Raw genomic sequence first — 18,451 nt, forward strand, 5'->3', positions numbered from 1 at the left:
CGACTCGGCCAACTCCACGGCTTGGTGCTTGAACTCATCGGTGTAGCTACGACGGGTGATACGGGACATAAGGGACCTCCAAGTGCGATCAAAGTATCGCTTCTTGGCGTCCGCTGACGGGGGGCCAGATCACACGCCCCTGCACGGCCCACCCGCCCCGCCTCGGACAGGTTCCGGCGTGCGGCCGGCCACGGAGTGAAGAAGGAAAAGCGAAAGCGGGTCGCTTCGCTGCGCTTGCTCGGAGCGGAGCATGGCTCCGCTCTACAGAATCATTCATTCCGGAACATTCGTTCATGAGAACGTTTCATCCACGCATGGCGTGGATCCACCGGACGCACCGGGATACTGTCAGGGGCGGGGAGGCATGGGTTCGCGGGGGTGTCCGCGGCATGGATGCCGCGGCCAAGCCTGCAGGGATGGATTCACGGCGTCCCCCGCGAACCCATGCCTCCCCGCCAAGCCCTCAGCCCAGCTGTTGCTGCTGCCGTTGCTCCGGCTTCAAAGGCGGGTGCAGGGCCGCAGGCCCTGCAATGCAGAAAACCTCACTTACCCCGCAGACGGCTGTGCCTGAAGCCGTAGCAGAAATAGATCACGAAACCGACGAAGGTCCAGACGCCCATCAGCATCCAGTTGTGCATCGTCATCGCCGACAGCAGGGCCAGGCAGCTCAGCACGCCCAGGCTGCAGACCAGCCACGCCATCGGCATGCGGAACGGGCGCGGCAGGTCCGGCTGGGTGCGGCGCAGGATCAGCACGCCGGCACACACCGCCGCGAACGCGATCAGCGTGCCCATCGAGGTCAGCTCGCCAAGGATGTCCAGCGGGAACAGCGCCGCCAGCAGCGCGATGCCGATGCCGGTGATCACCGTGTTGATGTGCGGGGTGCGGTACTTCGGGTGGATCCTGGTGAATACCGGTGGCAGCAGGCCGTCGCGGCCCATGATCATGAAGATGCGCGGCTGGCCGATGATCATCACCAGTACCACCGAGGACAGGCCGACCAACGCGCCGACCTCGACCACCCAGCGCAGCCAGCCCAGCTGCGGATGCGCCGCGACTGCGGTCACCACCGGCTCATCGGTGCCCAGCAGCTGGAATGGCACCAGACCGGTCATCACCGCCGCCATCGCGATGTAGAGCACGGTGCAGACCACCAGCGACAGCATCATGCCGATCGGCATGTCGCGCTGCGGATTCTTCGATTCCTGCGCCGCCACCGACACCGCCTCGAAGCCGATGTAGGCGAAGAACACCATCGCCGCGCCACGCAGCACGCCTTCCATGCCGTACTTGCCGGGGCCTTCGTTGGCGGGAATGAACGGGGTCCAGTTGCTGGTGTCCACATACTTCCAGCCGACCACGATGACCAGCAGGATCAGGCCGGTCTTCAGCACGACCATCGCCATGTTCATCGCCGATGACTTGCTGATGCCGACGTAGCACAGCCAGGTCAGCAGCAGTACCAGCGCAGCGGCTGGCAGGTTGGCGATCGCGCCGGTGGGGCGCAGCTGTGCATCGAGTGGCGCACTGACCAGCGCCGCTGGTAGATGAATGTCGAACTGGCTGAGCAGGCTGAGGAAATAGCCGGTCCAGCTGACCGCCACCGCCGACGCAGAGACGCCGTACTCGAGCACCAGCATCCAGCCGATGAACCAGGCCGACAGTTCGCCGAAGGTGGCGTAGGTATAGGTATAGGCGCTGCCGGAGACCGGCACCATCGAGGCGAACTCGGCGTAGGCCAGCGCGCAGAAGGCGCAGCAGATGGCGGCCAGCACGAACGACAGCATGATCGCGGGGCCGGCGTGGTTGGCGGCGGCCTGGCCGGTGATGACGAAGATGCCGCCGCCAATCACGGCACCGATGCCGAGGGCGGTCAGGCCCCAGGGGCCGAGGTGGCGGCGCAGGCTCAGGCCGTTGGCGTCTTCATGGGCGGCATGCGGGTGCTTGGTGGCCCACAGTTGCTTGAACATGTGTGGTGGTCTTGTCGAAGCGCGCCATGAGCGGCGCGCGGGGAAAACGGACGGGCCGGCACAGGGCCGGCCCGTAGGCGGATCAGGGTGACTTGGCCAGCTTGCTGTTGCGCATGCCATAGCCGAGATAGATCAGCATGCCCAGCACGGTCCAGCCGACGAACAGGTGCCAGTGCACCACGAACGCCTGCCAGAACAGGAACAGGCAGGCCGCAGCGCCAAGCGGGCAGATGATCCACACCGCTGGCACGCGGAACGGGCGGTGGATCTCCGGCTTGGTATAGCGCAGCACCAGCACGCCGATGCAGACCGTGGCGAAGGCCAGCAGGGTGCCCATCGACACCAGTTCGCCCAGCACGTTCAGCGGCACCAGGCCGGCCAGTGCGGCGGCGATCACCCCGACCACGATCGTGGCCCAATAGGGGGTGCGGAAACGAGCGTGGACCTTGCCGAAGAACTTCGGCAGCAGGCCGTCGCGGGAGATGGTATAGGCGATGCGGGTCTGGCCCATCATCATCACCAGCACCACCGAGGACAGGCCGGCGATGGCGCCGATCTCGACCAGGGTCTTCAGCCAGGACAGGGTCGGGTAGGGCTCCAGCGCGGTCGCCACCGGCTTGTCGGTGCCCAGCAGGTGGTACGGCATCATGCCGGTCAGCACCGCGCAGACGATGATATAGACGATGGTGCACACGGCCAGCGAGCCGAGCAGGCCGATCGGCATGTTGCGCTGCGGGTCCTTGGTTTCGCCGGCGGCGGTGGAGACCGCATCGAAACCAATGTAGGCGAAGAACACGATGGTGGCCGCGCGGAAGATGCCGCTCCAGCCGAACTCACCCGGCACGCCGGTGTTTTCCGGAATGAAGGGCTGCCAGTTGGCCGGATCGATGTGGGCCGCGCCGATGCCGATGAACAGGCAGATGACGGTGACCTTGATCGCCACGATGATGGCGTTGACGAACGCCGACTGGGTCACGCCCACGTACAGCAGGCCGGACACCGCCGCCACGATCAGCACCGCCGGCAGGTTGAACAGTTTGCCGGAAGAGACGAACTCGCTGCCGGTCCAGGCGATGGGTGCGGCGCTGAGCAGGTCCGGGAAGGGCATGTGCAGCGTGGTGGTGATGAAGCTGATCAGGTAGGCCGACCAGCCCACCGCGACCGACGCCGAGGCGAACAGGTACTCCAGCACCAGGCACCAGCCGATGAACCAGGCCATGCCTTCGCCGAGGGTGGCATACGAATAGGAGTAGGCACTGCCGGAGACCGGCATCATCGCCGCGAACTCGGCGTAGCACAGGCCCGCCAGGGCACAGGCGAAACCGGCCAGCACGAACGACAGCATCACCGCCGGGCCGGCGTGGTTGGCCGCGGCCTGGCCGGTCAGCACGAAGATACCAGCGCCGATCACCGCACCCACGCCAAGCAGGATGAGGTGTTTAGCCGTGAGGGTCCGTTTCAGCGTGGCTTCGCCGTCCAGGCTGCCTTCGATGGGTTCGCCGGCATCGACGTGCCCGGCCGGCTGGACCGGCTTGACCCTCAACAGAGCTTTCAGCATGCAGTACTTCCTAGTGATCGGATGGGGTGGGCCGCCGATACGTTGCCGGCAACCTTGAATGGTGAAGGCCGCGCGAACGGCCCGCTGTACCTTAGCCAAAGCTGAAGCCAACGCACAAGCGCAATCGCAACAATGAACGGCGATAATGAGCAGTATTTTTCCGAACCGCCCCCATTCATGCGCCAGACCGCCGAAACCCTTGCCGTGCTTGACGATCGCCTGCGTGGCCTGTTGCGTGACTATGCCCGCCGCGAGCCCGCCCACGACGCACTGGCTGCCGAATTCGGCACATTGCTGGACGATCCAGAAGATCCGTTCCGTCGCGAACGGCTGGCCGGGCATTTCACCGCCAGCTGCTGGCTGGTCAGTGCCGACGGCCAGCGCCTGCTGCTCACCCATCACCGAAAGCTGCAGCGCTGGCTGCAGCTGGGCGGTCACGCCGACGGCGACCGTGATCTGGCGCAGGTGGCGCTGAAGGAAGCCGAGGAGGAGTCCGGCCTGAGCGGCCTGGTGCTGGAAGACCCGGCCATCTTCGATCTGGACAAGCACTGGATTCCCGAGCGCAAGGACGTGCCGGGGCACTGGCACTACGACGTGCGTTTCGTGATCCGGGCGCTGGGGGGAGAGGCCTTCGTGCTCAGCGAGGAATCGCTGGACCTGGCCTGGCGGCCGGTGACCGAAGTCGCGGCCGACCCCGAATCGGATGAATCCATGCAGCGCATGGCGCGCCGGTGGTTGGCGCGCTAGCAACCTGTAGAGCCGAGCCGATGCTCGGCTCGATGCAGGCCGGAACCGCAGCCGAGCAAGGGCTCGGCTCTACACGTGCAAGGCGGGACGCGCGTCAATACAGGAGGCGCGTACGCAACGTCCCTGGAATGGCGGCCAGTTCGTCGCGGACGGCGGCGGCCTGTGCCTCGCTGGCGGTGATGTCGATCACCACGTAACCCACCTTCGGGTCGGTGCGCAGGAACTGGCCGTCGATGTTGACGTTGTGGCGCGAGAAGATCTCGTTGACCTTGGACAGCACGCCCGGCACGTTCTGGTGGATGTGCAGCAGGCGCAGGCTGTCTTCGTGTTCGGGCAGGGTCACTTCCGGGAAGTTGACCGCCGACAGGGTGCTGCCGTTGTCGCTGTAGCGCACCAGCTTGGCCGCCACTTCCACGCCGATGTTATCCTGCGCTTCCAGCGTGCTGCCGCCCACGTGCGGGGTCAGGATCACGTTGTCGTGGCGGGTCAGCGGCGACTCGAAGATATCGCCGTTGCCCTTCGGTTCAACCGGGAACACGTCCAGCGCGGCACCACCGACGTGGCCGCTGGCCAGCGCCGCGTCCAGCGCATCGATGTCGACCACGGTGCCGCGCGCGGCGTTGATCAGGTGCGCGCCCTTGCGCATCTTCGCCAGCTCGGTGCTGCCGATCATCCACTGCGTGGCCGGCGTCTCCGGCACGTGCAGGGTGACGATGTCGGCGCGTGCCAGCAGGTCGTCCAGGCTGGCCGCTGCACGGGCATTACCCAGTGCCAGCTTGGTTTCCACGTCGTGGAAGATCACCTGCATGCCCAGCGATTCGGCCAGCACGCCGACCTGGGTGCCGATGTGGCCATAACCGATGATGCCCAGCGTCTTGCCGCGCACTTCATGGCTGCCGCTGGCTGACTTCGACCAGCCGCCGCGATGGCATTCGGCGTTCTTCTGCGGGATGCCGCGGGTCAGCATGATCGCCTCGGCGATCACCAGCTCGGCCACGCTGCGTGTGTTGGAATAGGGCGCATTGAACACCGGGATGCCGGCCAGTTCGGCCGCATCCAGGTCGACCTGGTTGGTGCCGATGCAGAAGCAGCCCACCGCGATCAGACGCTTGGCCTCGGCCAGCACCTCGGCGCTGAGCTGGGTGCGCGAACGGATGCCGACAATATGTGCCTCGGCGATGCGCGCCTTCAATTCGTCCTCGGGCAGCGCCTTGGTGTGCGCTTCGATCTGGCTGTAACCGGCGGCGCTGAATACCTCCACGGCGGTCTGGCTGACCCCCTCCAGCAACAGCACGCGGATATCCTGCTTCGGGAACGAGGTCTTCTTCGGCGACATGAGGCAACACGGCCAGTGGGACAGGGGCTGACCACTATGCCAGATCGAAGCCCCCATGGTGCAGTGCGCAATTGGTTGCATCCGTAGCTATCGGCCCGGCTGCGGGGCTGGACGCTGGCGCGTGCCGCTGGCACGCTTGCCCGTTCTTCACGCCTCGCGCTGGACCGTCATGACCGATTCCCGCATTGCCTCGCTGCAGCAGGCCTGTCCCGGCCTGAAGCTGAAGACCGACCCGGCCGACCTGGAGCATTACGGGCGCGACTGGACCCGGCGCTGGACGCCGGCGCCGCTGGCGATCGCACTGCCGGCCACGGTCGAGGAGGTACAGGCGGTGATGCGCTGGAGTGCCGCCGAGGGCGTGGCGGTGGTGCCGTCGGGCGGCCGCACCGGCCTCTCGGGTGGCGCGGTGGCGGCCAACGGCGAGCTGGTGCTCAGCCTGGAGAGGATGAACAAGGCGCTGGACTACGATGCGGTCGATCGCACCCTGGTGGTGCAGGCCGGCATGCCGCTGGAGGCCGTGCACAACGCCGCGCTGGACCACGGCCTGATCTATCCGGTGGATTTCGCTGCACGCGGGTCGTGCACGATCGGCGGCAACATCGCCACCAATGCCGGCGGCATCCGTGTGATCCGCTACGGCAACACCCGCGAGTGGATCGCCGGGCTGAAGGTGGTCACCGCCAGTGGCGAACTGCTCGAGCTCAACAAGGGCCTGATCAAGAACTCCAGCGGCTATGACTTCCGCCAGCTGCTGATTGGTTCGGAAGGTACGTTGGGGGTGATCGTCGAGGCGACGGTGAAGCTGACCGATCCGCCGCCGGCCAGCAACGTGATGCTGCTGGCCGTACCCAGCTTCGAAGTGCTGATGCAGGTGTTCGCCGCGTTCCGCGCGCGCCTGCAACTGCAGGCCTTCGAGTTCTTCACCGACCGCGCGCTGGAACATGTGCTGGCGCACGGTGCGCAGGCGCCGTTCGACGAGGTGCACCCGTACTACGTGGTCACCGAGTTCGCCGCCAACGACGAAGCGCAGGAAGCGGCGGCGATGGCGGCCTTCGAGGACTGCATGGGCAACGGTTGGGTCAGCGACGGGGTGATCAGTGCCAGCGACGCCCAGGCCGCACAGCTGTGGCGCCTGCGCGAAGGCATCACCGAATCGCTGGCGCGCTACAAACCCTACAAGAACGACGTCTCGGTACGGATCTCGGCGATGCCGGCGTTCCTGGCCGAGACCCAGGCGCTGATCGGGCAAGCCTATCCGCACTTCGACGTGGTCTGGTTCGGCCACATCGGCGACGGCAACCTGCACATCAACGTGCTCAAGCCCGACGACACCAGTGACGCGGATTTCGTGGCGCAGTGCGAGCACGTCACCAAGCTGCTGGCGCAGGTGCTTGCGCGTTTCGATGGCAGCATCTCGGCTGAGCATGGTATCGGCCTGGTCAAGAAGGGCTACCTGGACAGCACCCGCGGCCCGGCCGAAATCGCGCTGATGAAGGCGGTCAAACGCGCGTTCGATCCCCAAGCGCGGCTGAATCCCGGCAAGCTGTTCGACGCCTGAGCCGGGCAAATCCTTCACGCACCCGTTACGCTCCACGCATCCTTACAACCGGCTTCGAACGATGACCCGTCCGCTTCTGCTGCTCGCCCTGCTGTCCCTGCCGCTGGCCGGCTTCGCTTCCAGCTTTGCCGGCACCTCGGCCGGTTCGGCCACCGGTGCTTCCTCCGGCTCCTCGGGCAGCAGCTCGGGTGATGACAAGGTGGTGCTGGCGGCGCGCGACGACGCTGCGGCGTTCGTCGCCAGCGACGGCCAGATCCGTGGCGCCCGCCTGCAGGCCGCGCTGGTCCACCTGCGTGAGCAGAGTGCCGCCGCACAGCAGCAGAGCGACCTGGAACTGGCCCGCGCGCTGCTGGCCCGTTGATCCGGGCTGCATGACCCCGGCGACATCGCGTTCTGTAGAGCCGAGCCATGCTCGGCTGAATGCCTGGCGCATGCGGATCGCAACAGCAGCCGAGCATGGCTCGGCTCTACAGAGAATTGGGCGGTGGAGCGCAGCCACGCATGGCGTGGCTCTACTGCTGATCGCCCACGTCGCGCACGCAGCTGATCGCCTGCAGCTGGACCCGGCAGGGTTAAGCCCTGCACAGCAGCAGGTGGCGACGCAGACCCTGGCCGACGTGCAGTCACTATTGCCGGACGGCCTGCTGGCTGCGTTGCCGGCGCAGGTACGGGTGCGCTGGACGGATGACCTGCCGGCCGATGTGCATGGCCGCACCTTCGCTGGCCATATCGCGTTGCGCCGGAGTCTGCTGGGCGACAGTGCGCCGGGCGCCCGTCGCGCACGCCGCAGCGCGCTGGTACACGAACTGACCCATGTTGGTGACCGTACGGGGGCGAACTGGTCACGCAGTGTGCGCTGGCGTGATCTGGCAGGATGGCAGCGCAAGCCCTGGCATCTGGGCCGTGGCGACAACGACTTCCGTGACCGCAGTCCCGATGCGTATGAACTGAAGGACCCGGCCGAGTACCTGGCAGTGAACGCCGAGCATTTCGTGCTCGACAGCGAGTTCGCCTGCCGGCGCCCGGCACTGGCGCAGTGGTACCAGGCCCATTTCGGAACGCCGCCATCGCTGCCGCAGTCGCACTGCGCGACCGCGTTGCCCTTGCTGCAGGCCGAATCGGAAGAGGGGGCGGCATCGCTGCTGCAGCTCGACCCCGCGCGTGTCTACGCCGTGGATTACCTGTTCGCCGAAGGCAGCGCACAGCCGATGAGCCGCTGGGGCCACAGCATGCTGCGATTGGTGATCTGCAGGCCCGGGCGCGCGCCGGGACCGGACTGCCGGCTGGATCTTGAATACCATCGCGTGCTGTCCTTCCGCGCGTTCGTGGGCGACGTACAGATATCCAACTGGCGCGGCTTGACCGGCGGCTACCCGTCGCGGCTGTTCGTGCTGCCGCTGCAGCAGGTGGTGGACGAGTACACCAAGGTCGAACTGCGCGGCCTGCAGTCGCTGCCATTGCGGCTGCAGCGCGATGAGATCGCCAGCCTGCTCGAGCGTACCGCCCAGGTGCACTGGAGCTATGACGGGCGCTATTACTTCGTCAGCAACAACTGTGCGGTGGAGACCGCCAAGCTGCTGCAGGCCGGCGTGCCGCGGCTGGGCGAGGCCGGGCTGGCCCAGCTGAGCCCGCGCGGCCTCAAGCGCCGGCTGGCGCGGCTGGGCATGCTCGACGAGCGGGTACTCACGGACCGCAACGCCGCGCAGTCACAGGGCTATTACTTCGCTTCCGCGCGCGACCACTACCAGCAGTTGTTCACAGTGGCGGCGACCCAGCTGAGCTTGCCCGCGCGCGATGTGCGCGGCTGGTTGAAGCTGCCGGCAGAACAACGGGCACCGTGGCTGCTGAAGGGCGACCTGCGCGCCAGTGCCGGCCTGCTGTTGCTGGAACAGGCCGCGCAGCGGCGTGCCGAGCTGCGGGCACGCGATGTGCTCAAGCGGCAGCTGCTGGCTGCTGCCAACAGCGCGGAAACCCGCAGCCTGCGCGGCCTGCTGGCGCAGAGTGGGCAGTGGTTGCGCCCGGGGACGCTGCTGCAGGACGGCGGCTATGGGTTGCCGCTGGGCGACGAGCAGGTACTGCTGTCTGCGGCCGTGGCCACTGCCAGTGCGCAGGCGGTACCGGCATGGCAGGCATTGCGTGTGCAGCTTCGCCAGCAGTTGCCGGCGCAGCAGCGTGAGGAAATGGATGCGATCGACGCCAATCTGGCCGCGCTGGGAGCACACCTGCGCACGCAGGCCGCTGGTCCGGCTACTGGCGCGGCAGTTCGATGACGAAACGGCTGCCGCCGCAGCTGCCGGGCGTGCAGCAGGCACGGCCACCATGTGCATCGGCGATGGCCTTGACCACCGCCAGGCCAAGCCCGCTGCCACCGCCCTGGCGCGAACGTGAGCCGTCGGCGCGCATGAACGGAGTGAAGATGTCGGCATGCAGTCCGGGATCGATGCCCGGGCCTTCATCCTCGATGGCCACCTGCACATGGCCCGGCGTGTCATGCACGGCGATCCGCACCTTGCCTGGGCTGGCATAGCGACGCGCGTTTTCCAGCAGCGCCAGCAGCGCCTGGCGCAGGCGCGTGGGATCACAGTGCGCGTTGTGTTCCTCGCGGCTGGTTTCCAGTTCCAGCACGAAGCCCGCAGCGCGGAACTGCGGGTCGACCAGCGTCATCACCGAATGCACCTCGGCCACCACGTCGGTGCGTGCGCGACGCACGTCCAGCCGCGCATTGTCGGACAGGCTCAGCACGCGCAGATCTTCGATCAGTCGCGACAGCCCTTCGACCTGGGCGAGCAGGCTGCGGAACTGCGACTCGTCCGGCTGGAACACGCCCTCAGCCAGTCCCTGCAGGCGGCCGCGCAGGATCGTCACCGGAGTACGCAGCTCATGTGCGATGGCCGCATGCCACATCGCGCGCTCGCTCTCCATGTGCTGCAGGCGGCGCGCCATCGCGTTGAAGTCCTCAACCAGCGTTGCCACTTCGCCCGGCGAATTCTCCTCGACGCTGGCGCGCGCCCCAAGGTCACCGCTGGCGAGCGCACGCACGCTGTCCACCAGCGAATTCAACGGCGACAGGATGCGGTGGGCGAGGCGGAACGAGGCGGCGATGGCCAGCGCCAGGCCGGTCAGGATCACGCCCACCATCCATGCCAGCTCCGGTCCGGTCGGCAGCCAGCTTTCCGGCTCTTCGGTACTTCCGGGGAAGAACTCGACCAGCACCGCGTACAGCAGCCACGACGACAGGATCATCATCACGATGACGCCAATCACCATCAGCGACATCGAGACGATGATGTGGCGGCTGAGCCCGGAACGGCGCAGTCGGGCCATCAGCGGTCAGCCATCAACCGGTAGCCGACGCCGCGCACACTGGCCGGAACATTGACCATGCCCACTTCGTCCAGCTTGCGGCGCAGCTTGCTGACATGGCTGTCGACAGTGCGCTCCAGCGCTTCGCTTTCCGGCAGGCATTCGTGCATCAGCTCGCTGCGGCTGAAGATGCGGGTCGGTGCCAGCGCCATGCAGTGCAGCAGCTTGAACTCGGTGAGCGTGAGCAGCACTTCGTGACTATAGCCTTCGCCCTCCACGTGCACGGCGTGGGTGGCCGAGTCGATCAGCAGCGGGCCGACGCGCAGCGCAGTGGGCGCGTCCACGCGCGAGGCGCGCAGCGTACGCCGCAGCACCGCGCGCACGCGCGCCGCCACCTCGGCCGGGTTGAACGGCTTGACCACGTAGTCGTGGGCACCCATGCGCAGCGCGGTCAGCTTGTCGAGGTCCTGGTCCAGCGCGGTCAGCATGATCACCGGCGTCTCACCACGCTGGCGCAGCTGGGTCAGCACGCTCCAGCCATCCAGGCGTGGCAGCTGTACATCGAGCAGGACCAGGTCGGGGCGGGCGCTGCGATGCAGGTCCAGTGCGCTATGGCCATCGGCCGCGCGCAGCGTGCGCAGTCCTTCGCGTTCCAGGTAGGCGCTGAGAATATCGGCGATCTCGGCCTCATCCTCGACGATCAGGACGAGGGCGGCGAGGGCGGGGGAGGCATGCATGCAGGGGCGGGGCCGTAAGGTGCTTGCCTCCATCGTATCTCCACAGTTCCTCCATCGAAACCCCATCATTGCCACGCACACTGCGCGCTTCAGAACCTATCCGCCGCCTGCGCGGCATTGTGCACAGCAATGAGAACCTTCAGGACACCGGTCGCGTTGATCGCGGCCCTCGCCCTGGCCATGACGGCCTGCTCCACCCCCGAAGCCACTCCCGAAGCCGCACCGCGTGTCAGCGTGGTCACCGTCGGCCCGCAGGTGGTGCAGCGTGACGACGAACTGCCCGGCCGCGTGGCCGCCGTGCGCACCGCGCAGATCCGTGCGCAGGTGGGCGGCATCGTGCAGCGCCGGCTGTTCGACCAGGGGGCCGAAGTGAGCGCCGGCCAGGCCCTGTTCCAGATCGACCCGGCCGCGTTCCGGGCCGATGTCGATTCGGCACTGGCTGCCCTGCAGCGCAGTGAGGCCGCGCTTGGCCGCAGCCGCGTGCAGTCGCAGCGCCTGCATGCGCTGGCCGCCGCGCAGGTGGTCAGCCAACAGCATCGCGACGACGCCAGCGCCGAGTACGAACAGGCCCGCGCCGCGGTCAACGAAGCGCGCGCGATCCTGTCCCGTCGCCAGCTCGATGTGCGTTACGCGACGGTCAGTGCGCCGATTGCTGGCCGTATCGACCAGGCGCTGGTGACCGAAGGTGCGCTGGTCGGCGCGGCCGATGCCGAGCCGATGGCGGTGGTGCAGCAGATCGACCAGGTCTACGTCGATGTGCGCCAACCGGCGGCGCAGCTGGAGTCGCTGCAGCGCAGTGCTGCCGGTGGCGGCGAGCTGCCGGTGACGATCATCGGTGCCAGCGGCAAGCCACTGCCCGAACGCGGCCAGCTGCTGTTCTCCGGCATCAATGTCGATGCGCGAACCGGTGATGTCATCCTGCGCATCCTGGTCGACAACCCGCAGCGGCAGCTGCTGCCCGGCATGTACGTGCGCGCGAGGGTGCCACGTGGCGCGCCCGCCAGTGCATTGACCGTGCCACAGCAGGCGGTGCTGCGCAGCGCCGGTGGCCAGGCCTATGCCTGGGTGATCGGCGCCGACGGCAAGGCGGTGATCCGCACGCTGGAAGTGGACGGCAGTGTCGATCACCAGTGGCTGGTGCGCACGGGCCTGAAGGCCGGCGAGAAGGTGGTGGTCGAAGGCCAGGAGCGCCTGCAGGAAGGCGTGGTGGTCGATGCGCGCGACTGGCAGCTGCCGGTCGCCAGCGCCGGTGCAGTGCAGGCCGGCAGCAAGGGCTGAGCCTTTCCGGGGCCGGTCCCTCCAGGGAAATCCAACATGGCACGTTTCTTCATCGATCGCCCGGTGTTCGCCTGGGTGCTGGCGATCTTCATCATCCTGGCCGGCGTGCTGGCGATCCCGCGGCTGGCGGTGGAGCGCTATCCAGCAGTCGCCCCGCCCAGCGTCAGCATCTATGCCAGCTACCCGGGTGCCAGCCCGCAGACGCTGAATGACGCCGTGGTTGGCCTGATCGAGCGCGAGCTGTCCAGCGTCAAGCACCTGCTGTACTTCGAGTCGTCGGTGGACACGTCCGGCGAAGCATCAATCACTGCCACCTTCAAGCCCGGCACCAATCCGGAGCTGGCGCAGGTGGACGTGCAGAACCGGATCAAGGCGATCGAACCGCGGCTGCCGCGCAGCGTGCGCCAGAACGGCCTGGCCGTGGAGGCCGCTGATTCCGGCTTCCTGATGCTGGTCGGCCTGCGTTCGCCCGATGCCAGCGTCAGCGAGGCCGCGCTGGGCGATTTCATGGCGCGCAACATCATCGAAGAGCTGCGCCGTATCGATGGCGTCGGCCGCGTGCAGTTGTTCGGTGCCGAGCAGGCGATGCGCGTGTGGCTGGACCCGACCCGGTTGACCGGCTACGGCTTGACCATGGGCGATGTGGCCGCCGCCATCGAGCAGCAGAACCTGGAGATTTCGCCAGGACGCATTGGTGATTCGCCGGGTGTTCCAGGCCAGCGCATCACCGTGCCGCTCAGTGCCGACGGCCAGTTGTCCACGCCGGAACAGTTCGCGGCGATCGTACTGCGTGCCGGCGCCGACGGTTCACGGGTGGTGCTGGGTGATGTCGCCCGCGTTGAGCTGGGCGCGCAGAGCTATGCCTGGGGCACCCGCGAGGACGGCCATCCAGCCACCGCCGCCGGCGTGCAGCTGCGCCCGGGCGCGAACGCGGTGCGTACCGCCGCGGCGGTGCGTGAGCGCATGGCTGAGCTGGCGCCGCTGCTGCCACGCGGGGTGGAAGCGAGCATCCCGTTCGACACCGCGCCGTTCGTGAAGATCTCGATCCAGAAGGTAGTGCAGACCCTGCTGGAGGCGATGCTGCTGGTGTTCGCGGTGATGTACCTGTTCCTGCAGAACTGGCGTTACACGCTGATCCCGGCGCTGGTCGCACCGATCGCGCTGCTGGGTACGTTCGCGGTGATGCTGGCGCTGGGCTTCTCGATCAACGTGCTGACCATGTTCGGCATGGTGCTGGCCATCGGCATCATCGTCGACGACGCGATCGTGGTGGTCGAGGGCGTGGAACGGATCATGGCCGAGGAGGGCCTGCCGCCGCGCGAGGCCACCATCAAGGCGATGCGTGAACTGACCGGCGCAGTGATCGGCATTACCCTGGTGCTGACCGCGGTGTTCATCCCGATGGCGTTCGCCAGCGGTTCGGTGGGCGCGATCTACCGCCAGTTCACCGTGGCGATGGCGGTGTCGATCCTGTTCTCGGCGCTGCTGGCCCTGAGCCTGACGCCGGCGCTGTGCGCGACCCTGCTGCGCCAGGCCAACCACGGCCATCACGGTCGCGGCGGGCTGTTCGGCGCCTTCAACCGGGGCTTCGAGCGGATGACCGGGCGTTACCAGCGTGGTGTGGCGACGGTGCTGCAGCGGAGCGGGCGGGTGATGGGCGTGTTCGCCGCACTGGTGGCGGCGTTGCTGCTGGGCCTGCACTGGCTGCCGGGCGCCTTCCTGCCGGAAGAAGACCAGGGCTATTTCATGACCTCGATCCAGCTGCCGGCCGAGGCGACGGCCGAGCGTACGCTGGCCGTGGTCGAAGCCTACGAACGGCACGTGGCCTCGCGTCCGGGCATCGGCTCCAACCAGTCGATCCTCGGCTACAGCTTTTCCGGTTCCGGCCCGAGTGCGGCGCTGACCTACACCATGCTGAAGGACTGGGGTGAGCGCGCAGGCGCAACCGCGGCCGGTGAGGTGGAGGCCGCGCAGCAGGCGATGGCCACGATTGCCGAGGGTGAGGTGATGAGCGTGATGCCGCCGGCCATCGACAGCCTGGGTCGTTCCTCCGGCTTCTCGCTGGCCCTGCAGGCGCGTACCGGGCAGGGCCAGGCCGAACTGCGCGCGGCCCTGCAGCAGCTGCTGAAGCTGGCCGAAGCCAGCCCGCTGCTGTCGGAGGTGCATGCCGATGGCCTGCCGGCCGGCACCAGCGTGCGGCTGGACATCGACCGGGCCAAGGCCGAGGCAATGGGCGTGGGCTTCGAGCAGATCAGCAGCACGCTGTCGGCAGCCATGGGCTCGCAGTACGTCAACGACTTCCCCAACAAGGGACGGCTGCAGCAGGTGATCCTGCAGGCCGATGCGCCGCACCGGATGGAGCTGGAAGACGTGCTGAAGCTGTACGTGCGCAACAGCGAGGGCGGCATGGTGGCGTTGTCCGAGCTGGTCACCCCGCACTGGACCGAAGCGCCGTTGCAGCTGCAACGCTATCTTGGCTTCCCGGCGCTGAACCTGTCCGGCGCCCCGGCCTCCGGCGTGTCGACCGGTCAGGCCATGGCGGAGATGGAGCGGCTGGCCGAAAAACTCCCGCCCGGCTTCGCCCTGCAGTGGACCAGCCAGTCGCTGCAGGAGCGTGAGTCGGGGGCGCAGGCGCCGTGGCTGCTGTTGTTGTCGATGCTGGTGGTGTTCCTGGTGCTTGCCGCGCTGTACGAGAGCTGGTCGATTCCGTTGGCGGTACTGCTGGTGGTGCCACTGGGCCTGCTCGGCGCGGTCGCCGCGGTGCTGTTGCGCGGCATGCCCAACGACGTGTTCTTCAAGGTCGGCATGATCACCGTGATCGGGCTGTCGGCGAAGAACGCGATCCTCATCGTCGAATTCGCGCGCCAGCTGCAGCAGCAGGGGCGCGGTTTGGTTGAAGCAGCGCTGGAGGCGGCGCGGCTGCGCCTGCGCCCGATCGTGATGACCTCGCTGGCGTTCGCGCTGGGCGTGGTGCCGCTGATGCTGGCGCAGGGCGCGTCGAAGGAAACCCAGCAGGCGATTGGAACCGGTGTGTTCGGCGGCATGGTCAGTGCGACCGTGCTGGCGGTGTTCTTCGTGCCGGTCTTCTATGTAGTGGTGCAGGGCGCGCGGCAGTGGATCGCGCAGCGCCTGCGCAGGCGCCGGCCGATGCCGGGAGGAACCGTGGATGGAACGGAACATCGTTGAAGATCTGCATGAGCAGCAGTTGCTGGCGCTGGAACAGCGCCTGTGCGCAGCGCTGCTGGAGAACAATCACGATGCGTTGAACGCGCTGGTATCGCCGGCCCTGTTCCTGATGGACGGCCACGGTGGCCGCATGCTCGATCTGCCGTGGCTGGGCGATTGGCTGGCCGGAGACCTGCAGGTACGAAGTCTGCAGCTGCACGCGGTGGAAACGCTGCTGTGTGGCCGTCTGGCGTTGCTGTCCAGCGACGTGCGGATGTCGGTGTGGCGGCAGGGCCGGGAGCGCGAACTGAAGCTGCGCCTGTTGCGGGTCTGGACCTGCAGTTCCGGCGGCAGTGGCGCGCAGCTGCTGTCGATGGCGGTGCTGGCCGCATGAGTGCGGTCAGGCCGTTTTCAGGCCCCGCTCACCCCGAGGTGGTAGGGTCGAGCATTCCTGTAGTGTCGACAAGGAGTCGAGCCATGCGTGTAGTACCCAGTCTGTTGGCAGCCTCCCTGGGGTTGGTCCTGGCCGCGTGCCAGCCGGCCCAGGCACCCGCGGCGGGCAGCAATGACGCCTCGCCCGCCACGCCGCAGCCGAGCGCCAACACGGAAGGCGGCAGCGAGACCGCCTACCAGTGTGGTGATCTGAGTGTGGGCGCGACCTTCAATGGCGAGGATGCTGCCACGCTGGTGATCGGCGAGCGTCGCTTCGCCATGACCTCCGAGCGCGCGGCATCCGGCGCCAAGTACAGCGATGGCCTTGGCAACAGCTTCTGGACCAAGGGCAGCGATGATGGCCTGCTTAGCCTGAAGGGCGAGCCGGATCGCGAGTGCCATGCGGTGGAAGCCACCGAAGGCGATGGCAGCGCCGGCAATGCCGCGTTCCGTGCCACCGGCAATGAACCCGGATGGCTTGCAGTCGTCGATGGCGATATGCCGGGCCTGCAGGTGGAAGTTGACTATGGCGAGCGCCGCTTTGACGTGGCCAAGCCAACCCAGGGCGCTGATGGATGGAGCGGGAAGGCGTCCGACGGCACCGACGTCAAGCTCAGCTTCCAGCGCACTACCTGCCAGGATGACATGAGCGGCGAGGCATTCGAGGCGAAGGTGATGTTGACCGTCGGTACCCGCCAGTACCACGGCTGCGGCAATTTCGGCGCGAAGCAGCCGTAGGCCCTCTGTAGAGCCGAGCCCACGCTCGGCTGCGTTGTGCTCTGCACAGGCACTGCAGCCGAGCGCGGGCTCGGCTCTACACAACTGCTGTCAGCGATGCGCTGCTTGCTGCCTGCGGCGAACTTGCCGCAGGCAGTGATCGGCAGGCGATCGGCGCAGGATGCTTAGTCGGCACGGCCGGCGAATTCGCCGGTGGCGGTGTTCACCAGCACGCGCTCGCCGTTGACGATGTACTCCGGCACCATGATCTCGATGCCGGTGTTGAGCTTGGCCGGCTTCGGGCGCTTGGTGGCGGTGCCACCCTTCAGTTCCGGCGGCGTCTCGATCACTTCCAGCACCACGGAGGCCGGCAGCTGGATCGCCACCGGCTGCTCGTCGATCACCTGCACGTAGATGCCGGTCAGGCCGTCGGTGATGTAACCGGCGTCATCGCCGATCACGTCCGCATCCAGGGTGTACGGGGTGTAGTCCTCGTCATCCAGGAACACGAAGGCATCGCCGTCCTTGTACGAATAGGTGGACTGGCGGCGCAGCAGTTCGACCTCGACCAGGTTGTCGTCGGCATCGAAGCTGGCGTCGAGCTTGTTGCCGCCCGGCACGCTGTACATGATGAAGCGGAAGCGGACGTTGCCGCCGCGACCCTGCGGCGAGCTGCGCTCGATGTCGCGGATCTGGTACACGCCGTTGTTGTACTCGACGACGTTGCCCTTCTTGATGTCGTTGGCTTTCATGGTGATCTAGGTCGTTGGGGGAGGGCGCCGTCCCGGCGCCCGTGGGGAATCACTTCGGAGCGAGGCGGGTAGCGCCGTCCAGGCGGATGGTCTCGCCGTTGAGGTAGGTGTTTCCGAGGATGAAGCCGACCAGGCTGGCGAAGTCTTCCGGCTTGCCCAGGCGCGACGGGAACGGAATCGAGGCGGCCAGCGACTGCTGCACGGCTTCGGGCATGCCGTCCACCATCGGCGTCCAGAACACGCCGGGAGCAATCGTATTGACGCGGATGCCGAAGCGCGACAGTTCGCGTGCCATCGGCAGCGTCATCGACACCACGCCGCCCTTGCTGGCGGCATAGGCGGCCTGGCCGATCTGGCCTTCATAGGCAGCGATGCTGGCGGTGTTGATGATCACCCCGCGCTCGCCATCGATGCCGGCCTCGTTGTGCTGCATGCGGTTGGCCGCGGCCTTGGCGACATTGAAGCTGCCGACCAGATTGACCATCACCGTGCCCTGGAAGCCGGCCAGCGGCATCGGGCCGTCCTTGCCCAGCACGCGGCCGGCGCCGAGGATGCCGGCACAGTTCATCGCTACGTTCAGGCCGCCGAGGAAATCGTGGGCCTGGTCGATGGCTGCAGCCACGGCGGCCTCATCGCTGACGTTGACGTTGAAATAGCGGGCGTTGTCGGCACCCAGCCCGGCAACGGCGGCGGCGCCCTTGGCGTCGTTGAGGTCAAACAGGGCCACCTTGCCGCCCTGGGCGACGAGGTGCTGGGCCACGGCCAGGCCGAGGCCGGAGACGCCACCAGTGATCACGGCACGTACGGAAGACAACTGCATTGAACGGTCCTGCAGGTTCGAGAACCGCCGATTCTAACGGAAGCTGCGACCGTCGCTGTTGTGCACTGCGCCGCCGCA

General features: G+C 67.2%; 15 protein-coding genes. 8 read left to right on the forward strand and 7 right to left on the reverse strand.

Annotated features, from left to right (window positions below; all coding sequences use genetic code 11):
- Positions 1-542 precede the first annotated feature (542 nt).
- Together AC5P5V_RS15050 and AC5P5V_RS15055 are read right to left on the reverse strand one after the other, a co-directional pair.
- On the reverse strand, positions 543-1,970 hold the full coding sequence (locus AC5P5V_RS15050) for an amino acid permease (protein WP_134969064.1): 1,428 nt from the start codon (positions 1,968-1,970) through the stop codon (positions 543-545).
- An 82-nt stretch (positions 1,971-2,052) separates the two neighbouring features.
- Positions 2,053-3,528 (reverse strand): amino acid permease, encoded by a 1,476-nt coding sequence (locus AC5P5V_RS15055; RefSeq protein ID WP_005416354.1) that lies wholly within the window; start codon positions 3,526-3,528, stop codon positions 2,053-2,055.
- A gap of 132 nt (positions 3,529-3,660) precedes the next feature.
- On the opposite strand from AC5P5V_RS15055, the gene AC5P5V_RS15060 reads away from it, so the two are divergent.
- On the forward strand, positions 3,661-4,275 hold the full coding sequence (locus tag AC5P5V_RS15060; RefSeq protein ID WP_005416355.1) for an NUDIX hydrolase: 615 nt from the start codon (positions 3,661-3,663) through the stop codon (positions 4,273-4,275).
- A gap of 94 nt (positions 4,276-4,369) precedes the next feature.
- On the opposite strand, the gene serA is transcribed toward AC5P5V_RS15060, so the two are convergent.
- Complete coding sequence (gene serA, locus AC5P5V_RS15065; protein ID WP_231352696.1) at positions 4,370-5,611, reverse strand: phosphoglycerate dehydrogenase; 1,242 nt, start codon at positions 5,609-5,611, stop codon at positions 4,370-4,372.
- 169 nt (positions 5,612-5,780) lie between these two features.
- Here serA and AC5P5V_RS15070 point away from each other — a divergent pair, with 169 nt between their 5' ends.
- From AC5P5V_RS15070 to AC5P5V_RS15080, 3 genes are all read left to right on the forward strand, one after another.
- Entirely contained in the window at positions 5,781-7,169 is a 1,389-nt protein-coding gene (locus tag AC5P5V_RS15070) for an FAD-binding oxidoreductase (protein WP_061479255.1), read from the forward strand.
- 61 nt (positions 7,170-7,230) lie between these two features.
- A complete protein-coding gene (locus AC5P5V_RS15075; protein WP_049447145.1) occupies positions 7,231-7,530 on the forward strand; it encodes a DUF2388 domain-containing protein in 300 nt (99 codons plus the stop codon).
- Between the two features lie 70 nt (positions 7,531-7,600).
- The gene (locus tag AC5P5V_RS15080; protein WP_265330100.1) at positions 7,601-9,439 is read left to right on the forward strand and encodes a DUF4105 domain-containing protein; all 1,839 of its coding nucleotides are present in this window, start codon (positions 7,601-7,603) and stop codon (positions 9,437-9,439) included.
- On the opposite strand, the gene AC5P5V_RS15085 is transcribed toward AC5P5V_RS15080, so the two are convergent.
- Positions 9,417-10,493, reverse strand: a complete 1,077-nt coding sequence (locus tag AC5P5V_RS15085) for an ATP-binding protein (protein ID WP_111200475.1) — start codon at positions 10,491-10,493, stop codon at positions 9,417-9,419. The two genes, AC5P5V_RS15080 and AC5P5V_RS15085, sit on opposite strands and share 23 nt — an antisense overlap.
- Positions 10,493-11,209, reverse strand: coding sequence for a response regulator (locus AC5P5V_RS15090; protein WP_231352697.1), 717 nt, complete (start codon positions 11,207-11,209; stop codon positions 10,493-10,495). The genes AC5P5V_RS15085 and AC5P5V_RS15090 overlap by 1 nt, the downstream gene beginning before the upstream one ends.
- A gap of 129 nt (positions 11,210-11,338) precedes the next feature.
- Between AC5P5V_RS15090 and AC5P5V_RS15095 the strand changes: the two genes are divergently transcribed.
- The 4 genes from AC5P5V_RS15095 (at position 11,339) to AC5P5V_RS15110 (ending at position 16,822) form a co-directional block, all read left to right on the forward strand.
- On the forward strand, positions 11,339-12,487 hold the full coding sequence (locus AC5P5V_RS15095) for an efflux RND transporter periplasmic adaptor subunit (protein WP_231352698.1): 1,149 nt from the start codon (positions 11,339-11,341) through the stop codon (positions 12,485-12,487).
- Positions 12,488-12,523: 36 nt separating this feature from the next.
- Positions 12,524-15,673 carry a multidrug efflux RND transporter permease subunit gene (locus AC5P5V_RS15100; RefSeq protein ID WP_231352699.1) on the forward strand — a complete coding sequence of 1,050 codons (3,150 nt, stop codon included), beginning with the start codon at positions 12,524-12,526 and terminating at the stop codon, positions 15,671-15,673.
- The gene (locus AC5P5V_RS15105) at positions 15,654-16,046 is read left to right on the forward strand and encodes a nuclear transport factor 2 family protein (protein WP_061479260.1); all 393 of its coding nucleotides are present in this window, start codon (positions 15,654-15,656) and stop codon (positions 16,044-16,046) included. Before AC5P5V_RS15100 ends, AC5P5V_RS15105 begins: the two co-directional genes overlap by 20 nt.
- Before the next feature lie 83 nt (positions 16,047-16,129).
- Positions 16,130-16,822, forward strand: a complete 693-nt coding sequence (locus AC5P5V_RS15110) for a COG3650 family protein (RefSeq protein WP_134969255.1) — start codon at positions 16,130-16,132, stop codon at positions 16,820-16,822.
- 164 nt (positions 16,823-16,986) lie between these two features.
- Here the strand turns inward: AC5P5V_RS15110 and yeiP are convergent, their stop codons facing one another.
- Positions 16,987-17,553 carry an elongation factor P-like protein YeiP gene (gene yeiP, locus AC5P5V_RS15115; protein WP_005409468.1) on the reverse strand — a complete coding sequence of 189 codons (567 nt, stop codon included), beginning with the start codon at positions 17,551-17,553 and terminating at the stop codon, positions 16,987-16,989.
- Between the two features lie 49 nt (positions 17,554-17,602).
- Positions 17,603-18,373, reverse strand: a complete 771-nt coding sequence (locus tag AC5P5V_RS15120) for an SDR family oxidoreductase (protein WP_134969256.1) — start codon at positions 18,371-18,373, stop codon at positions 17,603-17,605.
- Positions 18,374-18,451 lie beyond the last annotated feature (78 nt).

The sequence above is a fragment of the Stenotrophomonas sp. YJH_SMC_130 genome, from assembly GCF_059369035.1.

What these genes read in the sequence shown, in the direction of transcription:
- AC5P5V_RS15050 (WP_134969064.1), bottom strand. Translation starts at nt 1,970, where the DNA reads ATGTTCAAGCAACTGTGGGCCACCAAGCACCCGCATGCCGCCCATGAA.
- AC5P5V_RS15055 (WP_005416354.1), bottom strand. Translation starts at nt 3,528, where the DNA reads ATGCTGAAAGCTCTGTTGAGGGTCAAGCCGGTCCAGCCGGCCGGGCAC.
- AC5P5V_RS15060 (WP_005416355.1), top strand. Translation starts at nt 3,661, where the DNA reads ATGAACGGCGATAATGAGCAGTATTTTTCCGAACCGCCCCCATTCATG.
- serA (WP_231352696.1), bottom strand. Translation starts at nt 5,611, where the DNA reads ATGTCGCCGAAGAAGACCTCGTTCCCGAAGCAGGATATCCGCGTGCTG.
- AC5P5V_RS15070 (WP_061479255.1), top strand. Translation starts at nt 5,781, where the DNA reads ATGACCGATTCCCGCATTGCCTCGCTGCAGCAGGCCTGTCCCGGCCTG.
- AC5P5V_RS15075 (WP_049447145.1), top strand. Translation starts at nt 7,231, where the DNA reads ATGACCCGTCCGCTTCTGCTGCTCGCCCTGCTGTCCCTGCCGCTGGCC.
- AC5P5V_RS15080 (WP_265330100.1), top strand. Translation starts at nt 7,601, where the DNA reads ATGCGGATCGCAACAGCAGCCGAGCATGGCTCGGCTCTACAGAGAATT.
- AC5P5V_RS15085 (WP_111200475.1), bottom strand. Translation starts at nt 10,493, where the DNA reads ATGGCCCGACTGCGCCGTTCCGGGCTCAGCCGCCACATCATCGTCTCG.
- AC5P5V_RS15090 (WP_231352697.1), bottom strand. Translation starts at nt 11,209, where the DNA reads ATGCATGCCTCCCCCGCCCTCGCCGCCCTCGTCCTGATCGTCGAGGAT.
- AC5P5V_RS15095 (WP_231352698.1), top strand. Translation starts at nt 11,339, where the DNA reads ATGAGAACCTTCAGGACACCGGTCGCGTTGATCGCGGCCCTCGCCCTG.
- AC5P5V_RS15100 (WP_231352699.1), top strand. Translation starts at nt 12,524, where the DNA reads ATGGCACGTTTCTTCATCGATCGCCCGGTGTTCGCCTGGGTGCTGGCG.
- AC5P5V_RS15105 (WP_061479260.1), top strand. Translation starts at nt 15,654, where the DNA reads ATGGAACGGAACATCGTTGAAGATCTGCATGAGCAGCAGTTGCTGGCG.
- AC5P5V_RS15110 (WP_134969255.1), top strand. Translation starts at nt 16,130, where the DNA reads ATGCGTGTAGTACCCAGTCTGTTGGCAGCCTCCCTGGGGTTGGTCCTG.
- yeiP (WP_005409468.1), bottom strand. Translation starts at nt 17,553, where the DNA reads ATGAAAGCCAACGACATCAAGAAGGGCAACGTCGTCGAGTACAACAAC.
- AC5P5V_RS15120 (WP_134969256.1), bottom strand. Translation starts at nt 18,373, where the DNA reads ATGCAGTTGTCTTCCGTACGTGCCGTGATCACTGGTGGCGTCTCCGGC.